This is a genomic window from Streptomyces sp. NPDC058045 (assembly GCF_042885635.1).
GTDB lineage: Bacteria > Actinomycetota > Actinomycetes > Streptomycetales > Streptomycetaceae > Streptomyces.
This window is the reverse complement of record NZ_JBHVRR010000056.1, coordinates 1-13,589: the sequence shown is the minus strand read 5'-3', so window position 1 is coordinate 13,589 and position 13,589 is coordinate 1. Positions and strand designations below refer to the sequence as shown.

Annotated in this window: 13 protein-coding genes; 9 read left to right on the top strand and 4 right to left on the bottom strand. The window is 74.8% G+C overall.

The annotated features are described in order from the left end of the window. Positions 1 to 11: 11 nt before the first annotated feature. Positions 12 to 1,535: a hypothetical protein gene (locus ACFVST_RS25165; protein WP_390155850.1), complete on the bottom strand. Its 1,524-nt coding sequence runs from the start codon at positions 1,533 to 1,535 to the stop codon at positions 12 to 14. 283 nt (positions 1,536 to 1,818) lie between these two features. Here ACFVST_RS25165 and ACFVST_RS25160 point away from each other — a divergent pair, with 283 nt between their 5' ends. The 3 genes from ACFVST_RS25160 to ACFVST_RS25150 are packed head-to-tail and all read left to right on the top strand — an operon-like array spanning position 1,819 to position 4,108. After that, positions 1,819 to 2,592 carry a LamB/YcsF family protein gene (locus tag ACFVST_RS25160; RefSeq protein ID WP_390155849.1) on the top strand — a complete coding sequence of 258 codons (774 nt, stop codon included), beginning with the start codon at positions 1,819 to 1,821 and terminating at the stop codon, positions 2,590 to 2,592. Continuing rightward, a complete protein-coding gene (locus ACFVST_RS25155; RefSeq protein ID WP_390155848.1) occupies positions 2,589 to 3,236 on the top strand; it encodes an allophanate hydrolase subunit 1 in 648 nt (215 codons plus the stop codon). The genes ACFVST_RS25160 and ACFVST_RS25155 overlap by 4 nt, the downstream gene beginning before the upstream one ends. Beyond that, positions 3,233 to 4,108: a biotin-dependent carboxyltransferase family protein gene (locus ACFVST_RS25150; RefSeq protein ID WP_390155847.1), complete on the top strand. Its 876-nt coding sequence runs from the start codon at positions 3,233 to 3,235 to the stop codon at positions 4,106 to 4,108. Before ACFVST_RS25155 ends, ACFVST_RS25150 begins: the two co-directional genes overlap by 4 nt. A gap of 3 nt (positions 4,109 to 4,111) precedes the next feature. On the opposite strand, the gene ACFVST_RS25145 is transcribed toward ACFVST_RS25150, so the two are convergent. Together ACFVST_RS25145 and ACFVST_RS25140 are read right to left on the bottom strand one after the other, a co-directional pair. Beyond that, complete coding sequence (locus ACFVST_RS25145; RefSeq protein ID WP_390155846.1) at positions 4,112 to 5,524, bottom strand: HEAT repeat domain-containing protein; 1,413 nt, start codon at positions 5,522 to 5,524, stop codon at positions 4,112 to 4,114. Between the two features lie 287 nt (positions 5,525 to 5,811). Then, the gene (locus tag ACFVST_RS25140; RefSeq protein ID WP_390155845.1) at positions 5,812 to 6,201 is read right to left on the bottom strand and encodes an ankyrin repeat domain-containing protein; all 390 of its coding nucleotides are present in this window, start codon (positions 6,199 to 6,201) and stop codon (positions 5,812 to 5,814) included. Positions 6,202 to 6,431: 230 nt separating this feature from the next. Between ACFVST_RS25140 and ACFVST_RS25135 the strand changes: the two genes are divergently transcribed. Both ACFVST_RS25135 and ACFVST_RS25130 read left to right on the top strand, forming a co-directional pair. Further along, positions 6,432 to 6,626, top strand: a complete 195-nt coding sequence (locus ACFVST_RS25135; protein WP_390155844.1) for a hypothetical protein — start codon at positions 6,432 to 6,434, stop codon at positions 6,624 to 6,626. Between the two features lie 44 nt (positions 6,627 to 6,670). Continuing rightward, positions 6,671 to 8,362 carry a hypothetical protein gene (locus ACFVST_RS25130; RefSeq protein WP_390155843.1) on the top strand — a complete coding sequence of 564 codons (1,692 nt, stop codon included), beginning with the start codon at positions 6,671 to 6,673 and terminating at the stop codon, positions 8,360 to 8,362. A gap of 25 nt (positions 8,363 to 8,387) precedes the next feature. Here the strand turns inward: ACFVST_RS25130 and ACFVST_RS25125 are convergent, their stop codons facing one another. Next, a complete protein-coding gene (locus ACFVST_RS25125) occupies positions 8,388 to 9,887 on the bottom strand; it encodes a PLP-dependent aminotransferase family protein (RefSeq protein ID WP_390155842.1) in 1,500 nt (499 codons plus the stop codon). A gap of 112 nt (positions 9,888 to 9,999) precedes the next feature. On the opposite strand from ACFVST_RS25125, the gene ACFVST_RS25120 reads away from it, so the two are divergent. From ACFVST_RS25120 to ACFVST_RS25105, 4 genes are all read left to right on the top strand, one after another. After that, on the top strand, positions 10,000 to 10,659 hold the full coding sequence (locus ACFVST_RS25120; RefSeq protein WP_390155841.1) for a YitT family protein: 660 nt from the start codon (positions 10,000 to 10,002) through the stop codon (positions 10,657 to 10,659). Next, positions 10,656 to 11,426 carry a glycerophosphodiester phosphodiesterase gene (locus ACFVST_RS25115; protein ID WP_390155840.1) on the top strand — a complete coding sequence of 257 codons (771 nt, stop codon included), beginning with the start codon at positions 10,656 to 10,658 and terminating at the stop codon, positions 11,424 to 11,426. The genes ACFVST_RS25120 and ACFVST_RS25115 overlap by 4 nt, the downstream gene beginning before the upstream one ends. A 44-nt stretch (positions 11,427 to 11,470) precedes the next feature. Beyond that, the gene (locus ACFVST_RS25110) at positions 11,471 to 12,832 is read left to right on the top strand and encodes an MFS transporter (protein WP_390155839.1); all 1,362 of its coding nucleotides are present in this window, start codon (positions 11,471 to 11,473) and stop codon (positions 12,830 to 12,832) included. 280 nt (positions 12,833 to 13,112) lie between these two features. Further along, positions 13,113 to 13,487 carry an RNA polymerase-binding protein RbpA gene (locus ACFVST_RS25105; protein ID WP_003977404.1) on the top strand — a complete coding sequence of 125 codons (375 nt, stop codon included), beginning with the start codon at positions 13,113 to 13,115 and terminating at the stop codon, positions 13,485 to 13,487. The last annotated feature ends 102 nt before the right edge of the window (positions 13,488 to 13,589 follow it).

Here is a 13,589-nt window from a genome sequence, read left to right as displayed (position 1 = left end):
GGGCCGGGCGGTCATACGGACTCCGTCCGGTCGGCGGCCATACCCGCCGCGTCCAGCAGGGCCGTACCGACGACCAGGTCCGCGCCGCCGAACTGCGGATCGTCCAGCTCGGTGCCGTCGTCCACGGCGAAGAGCAGCCGCTGCTCGCCCTGGCGGTAGGCGGTGCCGACCGCGGGGCTGGCCGCGTGCACGGCCAACAGGGCCACCAGGTACGGCAGTTCGGGGTCGCGGCGGCGGGCTTCGGCGAGCAGGCCGGAGAGGCGGCGCGGGGCGTCGGGCGGCAGGGCCAGCAACTCCCTCGCCCCGGCGAGCTGCTCCTCGCTGAAGCGGCTGTCGTCCGGGGTGGCGACGAGATCCGGCTCCGGCATCCGCACGCCCAGGTGCTCCCGCTCCTGCGGCGGGGCGAGCAGCAACTCCACCAGATCCCCGACCCGGACCGCGGCCGGGGTGCGCAGTCCGGTGCCGCGGGCGAACCAGGCGTCGGTGACCCGGCCCGCCCGCTCCACCGGCAACGGCAGCAGCGGCGCCAGCAGTTGGCCGTAGAGGTCGAGTCCGGCGCGGGCGGCGGGGGCGGCGAAGGCCTGCCGGTCCTGCTCGGCGCGGAACAGCGGGCCGGCCTCCAGCAGCCGGGACTGGAGCTGGGTGTGGCGGCGGATGCAGTCCTTGACGATGTCGACCAGCTCGGCGGCGCGACGCTTGTGCTCCGGGTCCTCGGACTCGTCGCGGGCGCGGCGGATGTTGGTGAGGATGGCGTTCTCGTGGCGGTACCGGTCGGCGACGTGGTCGAGCGCTTCGGCGATGAGGTCGGGGACCGCGTTGAGCCAGTCGACGGCGCGGACGTTGCGCCTGGTGGCCTCCAGGGCGCGGCGCAGGGTCTCGGCGTACTGGACGGTGCGGTACCGGGCCTGCTCGGCGGCGAGTTGGGCGTCGGCGAGGCGGCCCCGGCTGATCAGGACCTCCAGCTTGACCTCGGCGGCGATCTGGGCGCTGGTGACGTCCGTGTCGAGGGCGCCGACCAGGACGTTGACGGCCTCGTCGGTGGTGCGCAGATGGACGCCGCCGTAGCCGGGGACCTCCTCGATCAGCTTGAAGTCGTAGTCGCGGCGGACATAGCTGCCGTCGGGGGCGAAGGTGCCGTAGACGGCGCGGAAGCCGCGGTCCACGCTGCCGACGTTGATCAGGTTCTCCAGGACCCAGCGGGCGACCCGGCGGTGCTCCTCGGCGGGCCGGGCGGGCGCCTGGGCGGCGACCCGGGGCAGCAGGCGGGCGATGACGTCGTCCTGGTCGGCGCCCGTGTCGAAGTCCATCTGGAGGGTGACCAGGTCGATCGCGGCGAGCGCCACCTCGGCCATGCCGTAGACGGAGTACTCCCCGGCCAGATTGGCCTTGCGGGCGTCCAGGTCGTGCAGCGGGGCGGTGCAGGCGAGGGCGCGCAGCCGCCGCGCCAGCCCCTCGTCGGCGGCCGGCCCGGGCGCGGGGCGCGGCCCCGCGCTGAGCTGCGGCGGAACGGGAGCCGTGGGGGCGGGCGAAGTCACGGTGCACAGCGTAGGCGGTGGGTACGACAACGGTCGAAACGGACCGGGGGCCGCGGCCACCGGGGCGGCAGCTCCGGAGTTCGGAGCGGGGACGGCCGCTTATGCTCCAACACACCCTGTTATGTGGGGTGTTCGACAGGCCGAGGCATTGAGGGATCGTTCAACGATCCCCTATTTTTGGCACAGCGCCGCCGCCCGTACCGGGGCGGTGGCCGAACCGCCGCCCCCGCGAGGTGCATATGCGCACGACTCCCCCGGCCCCCTGCCGCGCGGCGGCCCGCTGATGGCCGCCGGTACGAGCGCCGCCCTGGACCTCAACGCCGACCTCGGGGAGGGCTTCGGCCACTGGCGGCTCACCGACGACGAGGCGCTGCTCTCCCTGGTCACCAGCGCCAATGTGGCCTGCGGCTTCCACGCGGGCGACGCCCCGACCATGCGCCGGGTGTGCGAACTGGCGGCGGCCCGCGGGGTGTCCGTCGGCGCCCAGGTCTCCTACCGCGATCTGGCCGGATTCGGACGGCGCGCCATGGAGGTGCCGGCCGCGGAGCTGGCCGCCGAAGTGGCGTACCAGATCGGGGCGTTGCGGGTCTTCGCCCATGCCGCGGGGACCCGGGTCGGCTATGTGAAGCCGCACGGGGCGCTCTACAACCGGGTGGTGCACGACGAGGAGCAGGCGGCCGCGGTGGCCGAGGGGGTGCTGCTGGCGGGCGGCACCCTGCCGGTGCTCGGACTGCCCGGTTCCAGACTGCTGGAGCACGCCGCCAAGGCCGGACTGCCCGCCGTCGAGGAGGCCTTCGCGGACCGCGCCTACACGGCCGACGGCACCCTGGTGCCCCGCGGCCACGGCGGCGCCGTACTCACCGACCCGGAGGTGGTGGCGGCCCGCGCCGTGGAGCTGGCCACCACCGGCACCGTGCGCGCCGTCACCGGTGAGCGCGTCCCGGTCGCCGCCCGCTCCCTGTGCCTGCACGGCGACACCCCGGGCGCGGTCGGCACCGCCCGCCGGGTACGCGCCGCGCTGGCGGCGGCCGGGATACGGGTGGAGGCCTTCGTATGACGCCGCGGGCGCTGCCGGTCGGCGAGCGGGCGCTGCTGGTCGAACTCGACTCCGGAGAGGCGGCCCGGGCCCTGCACGCCGAGATACTGCGGCGCCGGGCCGCGGGCACCCTGCGGGTCACCGAGGTGGTGCCCGCCGCCCGGACCGTGCTGCTGGACGGCGTCGCGGAACCCGACCGGCTGGCCGCGCAACTCCCTTGCTGGGACGTGCCGTTGACCGAGGACCTGGCCGCGCCCACGGTGGAGATCGCGGTGCGCTACGACGGGCCGGATCTGGTGGATGTCGCGGCCCACTGGGGCGTGGCGCCGCGGGAGGTGGGGCGGATCCACGCGGGGACCGGCTTCCGGGTCGCGTTCTGCGGCTTCGCCCCCGGCTTCGGCTATCTGACCGGGCTGCCCGAGTCGCTGGCTGTACCCCGCAGGTCCACCCCGCGCACCGCGGTCCCGCCCGGCGCGGTCGCCCTCGCCGGCCCCTACACCGGGGTGTATCCGCGGACCTCGCCCGGCGGCTGGCAACTGATCGGCACCACCGACGCCGTGCTGTGGGACGCGACACAGGAACCGGCCGCACTGCTGGCGCCGGGGACCAGGGTGCGGTTCGTGCCCGAGGCCGCGGAGCCGCGCGGCGGGGGGCGGCGGCGATGAGCGACCGCGCGCTGGCCGTCGTCCGGGCCGGAGCGCTGACCACCGTGCAGGACCGGGGACGCCCCGGCCACGCCCACCTCGGTGTGCCCCGCTCCGGTGCCCTGGACGCGCCCGCCGCCGCCCTCGCCAACCGCCTCACCGGCAATCCGCCCACCGCCGCCGTACTGGAGACCACGCTCACCGGGTGCGCGGTGCGGCCGCGGTGCCGGGTGGTGGTGGCGGTGACGGGTGCGCCCTGCCCGGTCACGGTGGACGGCCGCCCGGTGGCCTGGGGTGCGCCGGTGACGGTGCCCGCCGGGGCGGTGCTCGACGTGGGGCCGGCGGTGCGGGGGGTGCGCGGCTATCTGGCGTTCGCCGGGGGCGTCGCGGTGGATCCGGTGCTGGGCAGCCGCTCCTCCGACCTGCTCTCCGGCCTCGGCCCGCCCCCGCTGGCCGACGGCGCGGTGCTGCCGCTGGGCACCCCGGTACCCGGCCCGCGTATCGCGCCCGATGTGGTGCCGCAGCCGGCGCCGCCCGCGGAACTGGTGCTCCGGGTGGCGCTCGGCCCCCGGGACGACTGGTTCACGGCGGCCGCCCACCGCACCCTGTTCACCGGCGTCTACCGGGTCTCCCCCGCCGCCAACCGCATCGGACTGCGCACCGCCGGCCCGCCGCTGGAGCGCGCCCGGCACGGTGAACTCCCCAGCGAGGGAATGGTGTTGGGCGCCGTGCAGGTGCCGCCGGACGGGCTGCCGGCGGTCTTCCTCGCCGACCATCCGACCACCGGCGGCTATCCGGTGATCGCGGTGGTACGGGAGGCGGATCTGGCGGCGGCGGCCCAGGCGGCCCCGGGCACCCCGCTCCGCTTCACCCCGGCCGCCCGCAGGCGCTGAGCGTCAGGGGCTGTCGGGGGTGATGCGGCTGCGGACGGCGGTCTGCACCTCGTCCTCCTCGGCCGGATCCGCGGCCAGCCGCCGCAGACGCTCCACCACACGGGCATCCCCGGTCTCGGCATGGCGGGCGGCGATCTCCCGGGTGGACTCCTCGCAGTCCCAGAGGCATTCGACGGCGAACCCGGCGGCGAACGACGGATCGGTGGCGGCGAGCGCACGGGCGGCCCGGCCCCGCAGATGGGAGGAGGCCGTCTCCCGGTAGACATGGCGCAGTACGGGGGCGGCGCAGGCGATACCGAGGCGCCCGGCTCCGTCCACCAAGGTCCACAGGGAGGGCGCGTCCGGGCCCTCGACGCGGACCGCCTCCCGCAGGGCGCCGAGGACCAGATCGCTGTCCCGGGTGGCGCCGCGGCAGGCCAGCATCCGGCCGGCGGCGGCACCGAGCGCGTCGGGGCGCAGGGCCCAGCGGCGGGCGCGGTCCACCGCGGTCAGGCTGCGCATCCGCTCGAAGGAGGCCAGGGCCGCGTCGACCACTGACGTGGAGGGGGCCTCGGCGGCCGCCTCGATGAGGTCGAGCACATCGGGGTCGTTGACGGCGGCGAGATAGCGCAGTGCGGTGCAGCGGGCGCCGTCGCCGCCGTCCCGGGCCACGGCGAGGATGGCCGGGCGGTCCTCGGGCGCGGCCACCGCAGTCAGGCAGCGGGCGGCCGGCACATGGAGGGCGGCACCGCGCGCGGCCCCGGCCTCCGCCCAGTCGAAGACGGCCTGCACGCTCCACTCGGGGCGGGGCCCGGCACCGGTCAACTGGCGCTGCCAGCGGTCGAAGGAGCCGCGCTCACCGGCGGCCCGTACCCGGTCGGCGATCCCGGGGCGCGGGTCCTGGGCCCAGAGCCGCCAGGGCCGCGGCTCGAAGGCGTCCCGTACCGCGGCGGTCAGCTCGGCCTCGCCCTCCGCGTCCGCCGGGAAGCGGGCCAGCACCGGCCCGGCGAGCGCACGCAGCCCGGCGTCGTCGTCCCGCAGCGCCAACTCGTCCAGCGCCCAAGCCCAGTTGGCGCCGGTCGCCGCGTACCGGCGCAGCAGCAGCAGCGCGTCGCGCCGGCCGTAGGAGGCGAGGTGGCCGAGGACGGAGAGGGCGAGGCCGGTGCGTGACTCCTCGTCGTCCAGGACGTCCTCGGGGCCGAAGAGGTGCCGCTCCACGGCGTCCAGGTCGCCGTGCAGGTCGAGATAGAGGCGCGCGTAGTAGAGGGAGCGGTTCTCCACCTGCCAGTCGTGCCTCGGGTCGCCGAGGACGCACTGCTCCAGGGCCGCCAGGGCCTCGGGACGGGGGGCGGTGAGGGCGTGCAGGGTGCCGTCGCCGCGGCCTCTCTGGAGCAGGCCGAGCAGGGTACCGCTGGGCGCTATGACCGGTTCGAACATGGGAAACAGCCTCACATCAAGCGTCGACGCGACCGGGATCCGTGTGTCACCTGGCGGCGCGCCAACACGTGCGGACACCCGTTGCCGTCAGCTTGTCGAAGACCATCTTCCTCTGCCTTTCGTCGGTGGGCCCCGCGGCCCGGTCACGGACCGTGCGGTGCGGCAACACCTGCCCCGCCGCCGCGCCCGTGAACCTCGACGTCATGATGGCCCAGCGGTTCCGCCCGCCGCGACACATTTCTCCCCCGCCGCCCCTCCCGCGACCGGGCCGGGAAGCGCCGCCCGCCTCAGCCGCCGAAGAGTTCCAGCAGCTCGGTCTTGGCGAACATCCGGGCGGTGTCCACGGCGGACGGGGTGCCCGCGGCCGGGTCGGCACCGGCGTCGAGCAGGACCCGGATCACCGCGTCCTCGCCCTTGAAGACGGCGCCGGCGAGCGGGGTCTGGCCGCGGTCGTTGGCCCGGTCGGCCTCGGCACCGCGCTCCAGCAGGGCGCGGACCGCCGCCGCGTGCCCGTGGTAGGCGGCGAGCATCACGAGGGTGTCGCCGCGGTCGTTGGTGAGGTTCGCCGGGACCCCGGCGTCGACGTACGCGGCGAGCGCCGCGGTGTCGCCCTGGCGTGCCAGATCGAAGATCCTGGTGGCCAGCTCCACGACCTCCGGGTCCGGGGCTTCACTCATCGACGGGACCGCCCTTCCGTTCCGTGCCGCGCGCGTACGGCGCCAGCGGGCCGTACGGGTGAATCGCCAGCGTACTGCTCCGGCGGGCTGCGGCCGGCCGGCCCAGCTCAGCACCGACAACAGGGTGAAATTCATACTTTTTCACCCTGTTGCAGCTTTTATCGTACGGATACATCCTGTGAGCCTGGAAGAGCTCATCGTGACTGTCCCCCTCGACCAGGAGAACTCTCATGATCCTGTCCATCTCAGGCGTCATGCTGCTCGGCGTCATCGTCTTCCTCTTCTTCCGCAAGGACGGGCTCAAGGCCTCGCACGCGGTGGTGTGCGCCCTCTTCGGCTTCTATCTCGCCGGTACCGCCATCGCGCCCAGCATCCAGGCCGGCGGCGCGAGCCTGGCCGGCCTGCTCGGCGGCATCAAGTTCTGACCCGGCGCCCCGCCAAGACCCGTACGGAGAGCAGGAGTACAGACGTGGCCCGTCGCCCCCTCCCCCGCATCCTCACCAGCGGCAGTGCCCAGCTCACCCGGAGCCGGGAGCTGGCGCGGACGGCGGCGGACGGCGCCACCGACGTCCTCCAGCCGCTGATCACCCTGACCCGCGGACTGCACCGGCTGGCCGGGGCCGGCCGGCGCAGATGGCGGGAGACCCCCAAGGACCGGCGCGGCCCGCTGCTCTTCCTCGCCGCCTCGGTCGTCCTGGTCGTCGTCCTCGTCCCGTACGGGCCGCTGCTGGCGGGGGCGGTGCTGATGGCGGCGGCCGCCTGGCACGGCCGGGACCGCCACCCCAAGCCGACCGGCCCCGACCCGGCCGAGGCCGCCCGGCTCGGCGCCCTCTACGAAGCCCTGGTGCCGTACTTCTCGGTGCCCGAGGACCCCGAGCCGCTGTACTCCCACGGCGGCGACTGGACCGCCGCCTTCGCCGAACACGACTTCGACGAGGACGGGCGGCCCGGTCGCCTCGTACTGCGGTACCCGGCGTACTTCGCGGACGGGGACGCGGACGCGCGGGCCGGGGTCGAGCAACTGCTCGCCACCAAGGCGGGGCGCGGCCGCGAGTACCACTTCGGCTGGGACGAGGCCGGCAACCGCCTCACCGTCACCGCCCTCGCCCCGCTCTCCACCGGCATCGCCGCCCAGCGGTTCGTCACCGCGCCGGGCGAGACGGTGCTCGGCTTCACCGATCCGACCTCCGTGCAGCGCACCCTCCCCGTGGCGGACGCCGGTGAGCAGCGCGACGTACCGCCGGTCGTCTGGCGCACCGGCCCCCGTTCCACCGAGCCCCATCTGCTCGCCGTCGGCCAGCCCGGCAGCGGCACCAGCACCCTGCTCCGGTCGATCGCCCTCCAGGCGCTACGGCACGGCGACGTACTGATCGTGGAGGGCGCGGGCGCCGGCGAGTACGCCTTCCTGGCGGGGCGGCCCGGGGTGATCGCGGTGGAGTGCTCACCGGCCGGGGCGCTGTCCGGTCTGGAGTGGGCGGCGCGGGAGACGGAGCGCCGGCTGATCGAGGCCAACCGGGCCCGGCAGGCGGGGCAGGCGCCCCCGCCGGACACCCGGCGGCCGCTGTGGATCCTGGTCGACCGGCCGAGTGTCCTCGGTCATCTCGCCGCGCTCGACGGCCGTCCCGATCCGCAGGCGATGCTCCAGGTCCCGCTGCGGCACGGGCGGGCCGCAGCGGTGACGGTGGTGGTGGCGGACCAGTTCGACGGTCTTGAGGCGCTGCACGAGTCGGTGCTGCGGCACACCCGGGCGCGTGCGGTGCTGGGTCCCGCGCCGGTGGAGGCCGTCGGGCATCTGCTGGGGGCGCGGCCCGGCAGCGCCCCGGCGGAACCGGTGCCGGCGGGCCGCGGCTTCGCCCGGCTCGGCGCGGGCCCGCTGCTGCGGCTCCAGGTGCCGGGCACCCCCGACCCCTTCGACGAGGCCGCCCCCGAGCCCCTGCGGACCGCGGTCCTCGCCCTGCTCCCGGAGCATCCGGCCCCGGCGGAGGAAGCGGACGGTGTGGAGCAGCAACTCCCCGCGGAGGCCGACCCGTTCGGCAAGGAAGGACCGGCCGCGGCGGGCGGCTGCGGCACGGTGGAGGAGCCCGGCCCGGGTCCCACCGGGGAGGACCCGATGCCCACCCTGGACGCCGACCCGGCCCGTACCGCCGCGGCCGCCACCTGAACGAACGGCCGCGCGGAGGCCCCCGTCACGCCACGAAGGTGCGGGGGGCCTCCGCGCCGCTGGTGGCGCCGGTGCGGACCAGGTGGGCGGCGGCGGCCAGCCGGTTCGCGGCCTCCTCGGCGACGGCCCCGCCGACGGTGAACGGCAGCCGCACATAGCCCTCGAAGGCCCCGTCCACCCCGAAGCGCGGCCCCGACGGCACCCGTACCCCGACCCGTTCACCCATCTCCGCGATGCGCGAGCCGGAGAGGCCGCCGGTGCGCACCCAGAGCGTCAGCCCGCCCACCGGCACCTCGAACTCCCAGTCCGGCAGCTCCCGCCGCACCGCGGCCACCAGGGCGTCCCGGTTCTCCCGCGCCTGCTCCCGCCGCAACTCCAGCGCGGACTCCCAACCCCCGGTGCTCAGCAGCCAGTTGACCGCGAGCTGCTCCAGTACGGGGGTGCCGAGGTCGGCGTAGGCGCGGGCGGCGACCAGGCTGCGGATGACATCCGGGGCGGCGCGTACCCAGCCGATGCGCATACCCGCCCAGAAGGCCTTGCTGGCGGAGCCGACCGTGATCACCGTGGAGCCGGCCGGATCGAAGCCGCACACCGGGCGCGGCATCTCCGAATCCGGTTCCAGATACAGCTCGTTCATGGTCTCGTCCACCACCAGCACGGTGCCGGCGGAGCGGGCCGCGTCGACCAGGAGGCGGCGGCGCGACTCGTCGGCCAGGGCACCGGTCGGATTGTGGAAGTCGGCCACCACATACGCCAGGCGGGGTGCCGCCTCGCGCAGCACCTGCCGCCAGCGGTCCAGGTCCCAGCCCGCCAGCCCCTCCGCCATGGCGACGGGCACCAGCCGGGCGCCGGCCTCCCGCATCAGTTGCAGGATGTTGGCGTAGCTCGGGGACTCGACGGCGATCCGCTCGCCGCGGCCGGCGAAGAGATGGCAGATGGCGTCGATGGCGCCCATCGCACCGGTGGTCACCATGATCTGCTCGGGCATGGTGGGCACCCCGCGCGCCGTGTACCGCTCGGCCAGCAGCGCCCGCAGCGCGGGCAGCCCCGCCGGGTAGTCGCCGTGGGTGTGGGCGTACGGCGGGAGTTCCTCCAGGGCGCCCTGGACGGCGCGGGTGAGCCAGGGCTCGGGGGCGGGCAGGGCGGCGGTGCCCAGGTCGATCACGGAACCGAGGGCCTCCGGCGGCAGCGGCTCCAGACCGCGCGCGGGCAGCGGATTCCCGGCCGGTACCGCCGTCCAACTCCCGGCGCCACGGCGGGACTCCAGGAAGCCCTCACCGCGCAGCTCCTCGTAGGCGGCGGCGACGGTGGTGCGGCTCACGGCGAGGGCGGCGGCGAGTTCGCGTTCGGCGGGCAGCCGGGCGGCGACGGGGACGCGGCCCTCCAGGACGAGCACGCGGATACCGTCGGCCAGGGCACGGTAGGCGGGCGGGCGGCGCGTTCCGGGGCCCGCGGGGCGGGACTGCTGGGAGGTGAGGAGCCGGGCGAGCTGGGCGGAGCCCACGGCAGAGGTCCACTGCGCCATGACGATCAGTCCACCTTCCTCGGATTGGCCATGGATGGCCGAGGCTTCCACGCCACAGAGTGACACGAGCCGGTCCACCAGCACCATCCGCCCGTCGCCAGGAGGCACCCCGATGCCCAGCCCGCCCGCCACCGCCCCCGCCCGACTCCCGCGCCGGCTGGCCCAGTTGTACGTGGGCCTCGTCCTCTACGGGGCCAGCTCGGCGCTGCTGGTGGAGGCGGGGCTCGGCCTCGAACCGTGGGGGGTGCTGCACCAGGGCCTCGCCGAGCTGACCGGGATCTCCATCGGCATGGTGTCCATCGCGGTGGGCGCGGTGGTGCTGCTGCTGTGGATCCCCATCCGGCAGCGGCCGGGACTCGGCACCGTGTCCAACGTCTTCGTGATCGGGGTGGCGATGGACGCCGTGCTGTGGGCGGTGCCGCCGGTGCACCCGCTGGGCGGCCGGGTGCCGCTGATGCTGGCGGGGGTGCTGCTGAACGGCCTGGCGACCGGTCTCTACATCGCCGCGGACTTCGGCCCCGGCCCCCGAGACGGCCTGATGACGGGCCTGCACCGGCGCACCGGCCGCTCCATCCGGCTGGTGCGCACCACCCTGGAGGTGGCGGTGGTGGCGACCGGCTTCGCCCTCGGCGGCACCATCGGCGCCGGCACCGTGGTGTACGCGCTGGCGATCGGGCCGCTGGCGCAGCTCTTCCTGCGGGTGTGCGCGGTGGACCACGGCCGGTCCCCGGTGGCCGAGGGCGTCCGGCGGCGCGCCATACTGCGCCGGTGACCTCCCCGCCCCGCCACCCCTACCTTGACCACCCGGCGCCGCTGGCCTTCGCCCACCGCGGCGGCGCGGCCGGCGGTCTGGAGAACACCGCGGCCGCCTTCGAACGCGCCGCCCGGGTCGGCTACCGCTACGCCGAGACCGATGTGCACGCCACCCTCGACGGCCGCCTGGTCGCCTTCCACGACGCCACCCTGGACCGGGTCACCGACGGGCGCGGCCGGATCGCGGAGCTGCCGTGGCGCCGGGTGCGCGAGGCACGGGTCGACGGGCGCGAACCGGTGCCGCTCTTCGAGGAGTTGCTGGACTCCCTCCCCGGGCTGCGGTGGAACGTGGACGTCAAGGAGGAGGCCGCGCTGCGCCCCCTGCTGGAGCTGCTGGAACGCACCGGGGCCTGGGACCGGGTGTGCCTCGGCTCGTTCTCGGAGGCTCGGGTGGCGCGGGCGCAGAAACTGGCCGGGCCGCGGCTCGCGACCTCGCTCGGTGTCCGGGGGGTGCTGGCGCTGCGGCTGCGCTCCTGGGGGCCGCCGGTTCCGCTGCGCCGGACCGCGGTCTGCGCCCAGGTGCCGGTGGCGCAATCCGGACTTCCGGTGGCGGACGGACGGTTCGTACGGGCCGCGCACCGGGCCGGGCTCCAGGTGCATGTGTGGACCGTGGACGATCCCCAACAGATGCACCGGCTACTGGACTTGGGCGTCGATGGCATCATGACCGATCGGATCGAGACACTGCGGGCGGTCCTGGAGCAGCGCGGCGCCTGGGCCGGCTGACCGGGCACCGGATCAGCCGGACGGGGAAGCGGGGGCGGAGCGCCATGGATGCGGAAACCGTGGAGGCGGGGCGGGCGGACGACGGAGCCGCGGCCCGGCGACGGGAGCAGCGCGGCTGGTACATGTACGACTGGGCCTACTCGGTCTACTCCACGAGTGTGCTGACCGTCTTCCTCGGCCCCTACCTGACCTCAGTGGCCAAGGCGGCGGCGGACGTGGACGGCTATGTCCACCCGCTGGGCATCCCGGTACGGGCCGGCTCCTTCTTCCCGTACTCGGTGTCGCTGTCGGTGATCCTCGCGGTGCTGGTGATGCCGCTGGCGGGGGCGGCCGCGGACCGGACCGGACGGAAGAAGCCGCTGCTGGCCGTCACCGCCTATCTGGGGGCCGGGGCGACGGCGGGGATGTTCTTCCTGGACGGGCAGCGGTATCTGCTCGGCGGGGCGCTGCTGGTGGTGGCGAACGCGTCCGGCGCGGTCGCGGCGTCGCTGTACAACGCCTATCTGCCGCAGATCTCGGAGCCCGCGGAGCGCGACACGGTGTCCTCCCGGGGCTGGGCCATGGGGTACGCGGCGGGCGCCCTGGTGCTGGTGGCGGACCTGGTGCTCTACCAGGGGCACGACTCCTTCGGGGTCTCCGAGTCGACGGCGGTGCGCATCTGCCTGGCCACGGCCGGCCTGTGGTGGGGCGGCTTCGCGCTGATACCGCTGGCGCGGCTGCGGGACCGGCACCGCCCGCGGCAGGGCGACGCGGCGGCGCCCACCGTGCCGGGCTGGCGCCAACTCGCGGCAACCGTCAGGGACATGCGCCGCCACCCGCTCACCCTCTCCTTCCTGCTGGCGTACCTGATCTACAACGACGGCATCCAGACGGTGATCTCGCAGGCCTCGGTGTACGGCTCGGAGGAGCTGGGCCTTGAGCAGTCCACGCTGATCACGGCGGTGCTGCTGGTGCAGGTGCTGGCGGTGGGCGGGGCGCTGGCACTGGGCTGGCTGGCCCGCCGCTACGGGGCGCAGCGCACCATCCTGGGCTCGCTGGTGGCGTGGACGGGGACGCTGGCCGCGGGGTACTTCCTGCCGGCCGGGAAACCGGTCTGGTTCTTCGTGCTGGCGGCCTGTATCGGGATGGTGCTCGGCGGCAGCCAGGCCCTCTCCCGCTCCCTCTTCTCCCACCTGGTACCGCCCGGCCAGGAGGGGGAGTACTTCGCCGCGTACGAGATGAGCGACCGCGGGATGTCCTGGCTGGGACCGCTGCTGTTCGGGCTGACCTTCCAGCTGACGGGGAGTTACCGGGACGCGATCGTCTCGCTGGTGGTGTTCTTCGCGGTGGGCTTCGTCCTGCTGGCGCGGGTGCCGCTGCGGCAGGCGGTGCTCGACGCGGGCAACCCGGCTCCGGAGCGGATTTAGCGTCCGGAGCCGAAGGCCGGTAGTGTACGTCTTTGGCCTGCCGGGCGGACCGTTACTGCGCGTCAAGGGACATGAAACGCCGGGTGACATGTTCGTTCAGATGTGACAAATGGGACGTCGGCGGGTGCGGAATTGGTTGGTTGACAGTGGTCGACAGGATTGCGGCCACGACGGCGACGCACGACCCGGAACGGGAATCTTTACCGCCGACCGGACGTTGACCGGATGACGACGACAGCGACACCTGTCCTGTGGGCGACAAGCCCGGGAGGCACGATTCATGAGTGAGCGAGCTCTTCGCGGCACGCGCCTCGTGGTGACCAGCTACGAGACGGACCGCGGCATCGACCTGGCCCCTCGCCAGGCCGTGGAGTACGCATGTGAGAAGGGGCACCGCTTCGAGATGCCCTTCTCGGTCGAGGCGGAGATTCCGCCGGAGTGGGAGTGCAAGGTCTGCGGGGCCCAGGCACTCCTCGTTGACGGCGACGGACCTGAGGAGAAGAAGGCGAAGCCCGCGCGTACGCACTGGGACATGCTGATGGAGCGGCGCACCCGCGAGGAGCTCGAAGAGGTCCTTGAGGAACGGCTCGCCGTACTGCGTTCCGGCGCCATGAACATCGCGGTCCATCCGCGCGACAGCCGCAAGTCGGCCTGACCACCAGGCTGCTGCTGCAGGCATGGCTGTGGGGGGGGGTCCTACCCGTGGCCGGCCCCCAGCACAACCAGCCCCGCGCCCCGCCCCACGAGGGGAAGGTCA

Coding starts and splice junctions, on each gene's coding strand:
- ACFVST_RS25110 (WP_390155839.1), top strand. CDS start 11,471: ATGGATGCGGAAACCGTGGAGGCGGGGCGGGCGGACGACGGAGCCGCG.
- ACFVST_RS25145 (WP_390155846.1), bottom strand. CDS start 5,524: ATGTTCGAACCGGTCATAGCGCCCAGCGGTACCCTGCTCGGCCTGCTC.
- ACFVST_RS25160 (WP_390155849.1), top strand. CDS start 1,819: ATGGCCGCCGGTACGAGCGCCGCCCTGGACCTCAACGCCGACCTCGGG.
- ACFVST_RS25140 (WP_390155845.1), bottom strand. CDS start 6,201: ATGAGTGAAGCCCCGGACCCGGAGGTCGTGGAGCTGGCCACCAGGATC.
- ACFVST_RS25150 (WP_390155847.1), top strand. CDS start 3,233: ATGAGCGACCGCGCGCTGGCCGTCGTCCGGGCCGGAGCGCTGACCACC.
- ACFVST_RS25155 (WP_390155848.1), top strand. CDS start 2,589: ATGACGCCGCGGGCGCTGCCGGTCGGCGAGCGGGCGCTGCTGGTCGAA.
- ACFVST_RS25135 (WP_390155844.1), top strand. CDS start 6,432: ATGATCCTGTCCATCTCAGGCGTCATGCTGCTCGGCGTCATCGTCTTC.
- ACFVST_RS25125 (WP_390155842.1), bottom strand. CDS start 9,887: ATGGCGCAGTGGACCTCTGCCGTGGGCTCCGCCCAGCTCGCCCGGCTC.
- ACFVST_RS25105 (WP_003977404.1), top strand. CDS start 13,113: ATGAGTGAGCGAGCTCTTCGCGGCACGCGCCTCGTGGTGACCAGCTAC.
- ACFVST_RS25120 (WP_390155841.1), top strand. CDS start 10,000: ATGCCCAGCCCGCCCGCCACCGCCCCCGCCCGACTCCCGCGCCGGCTG.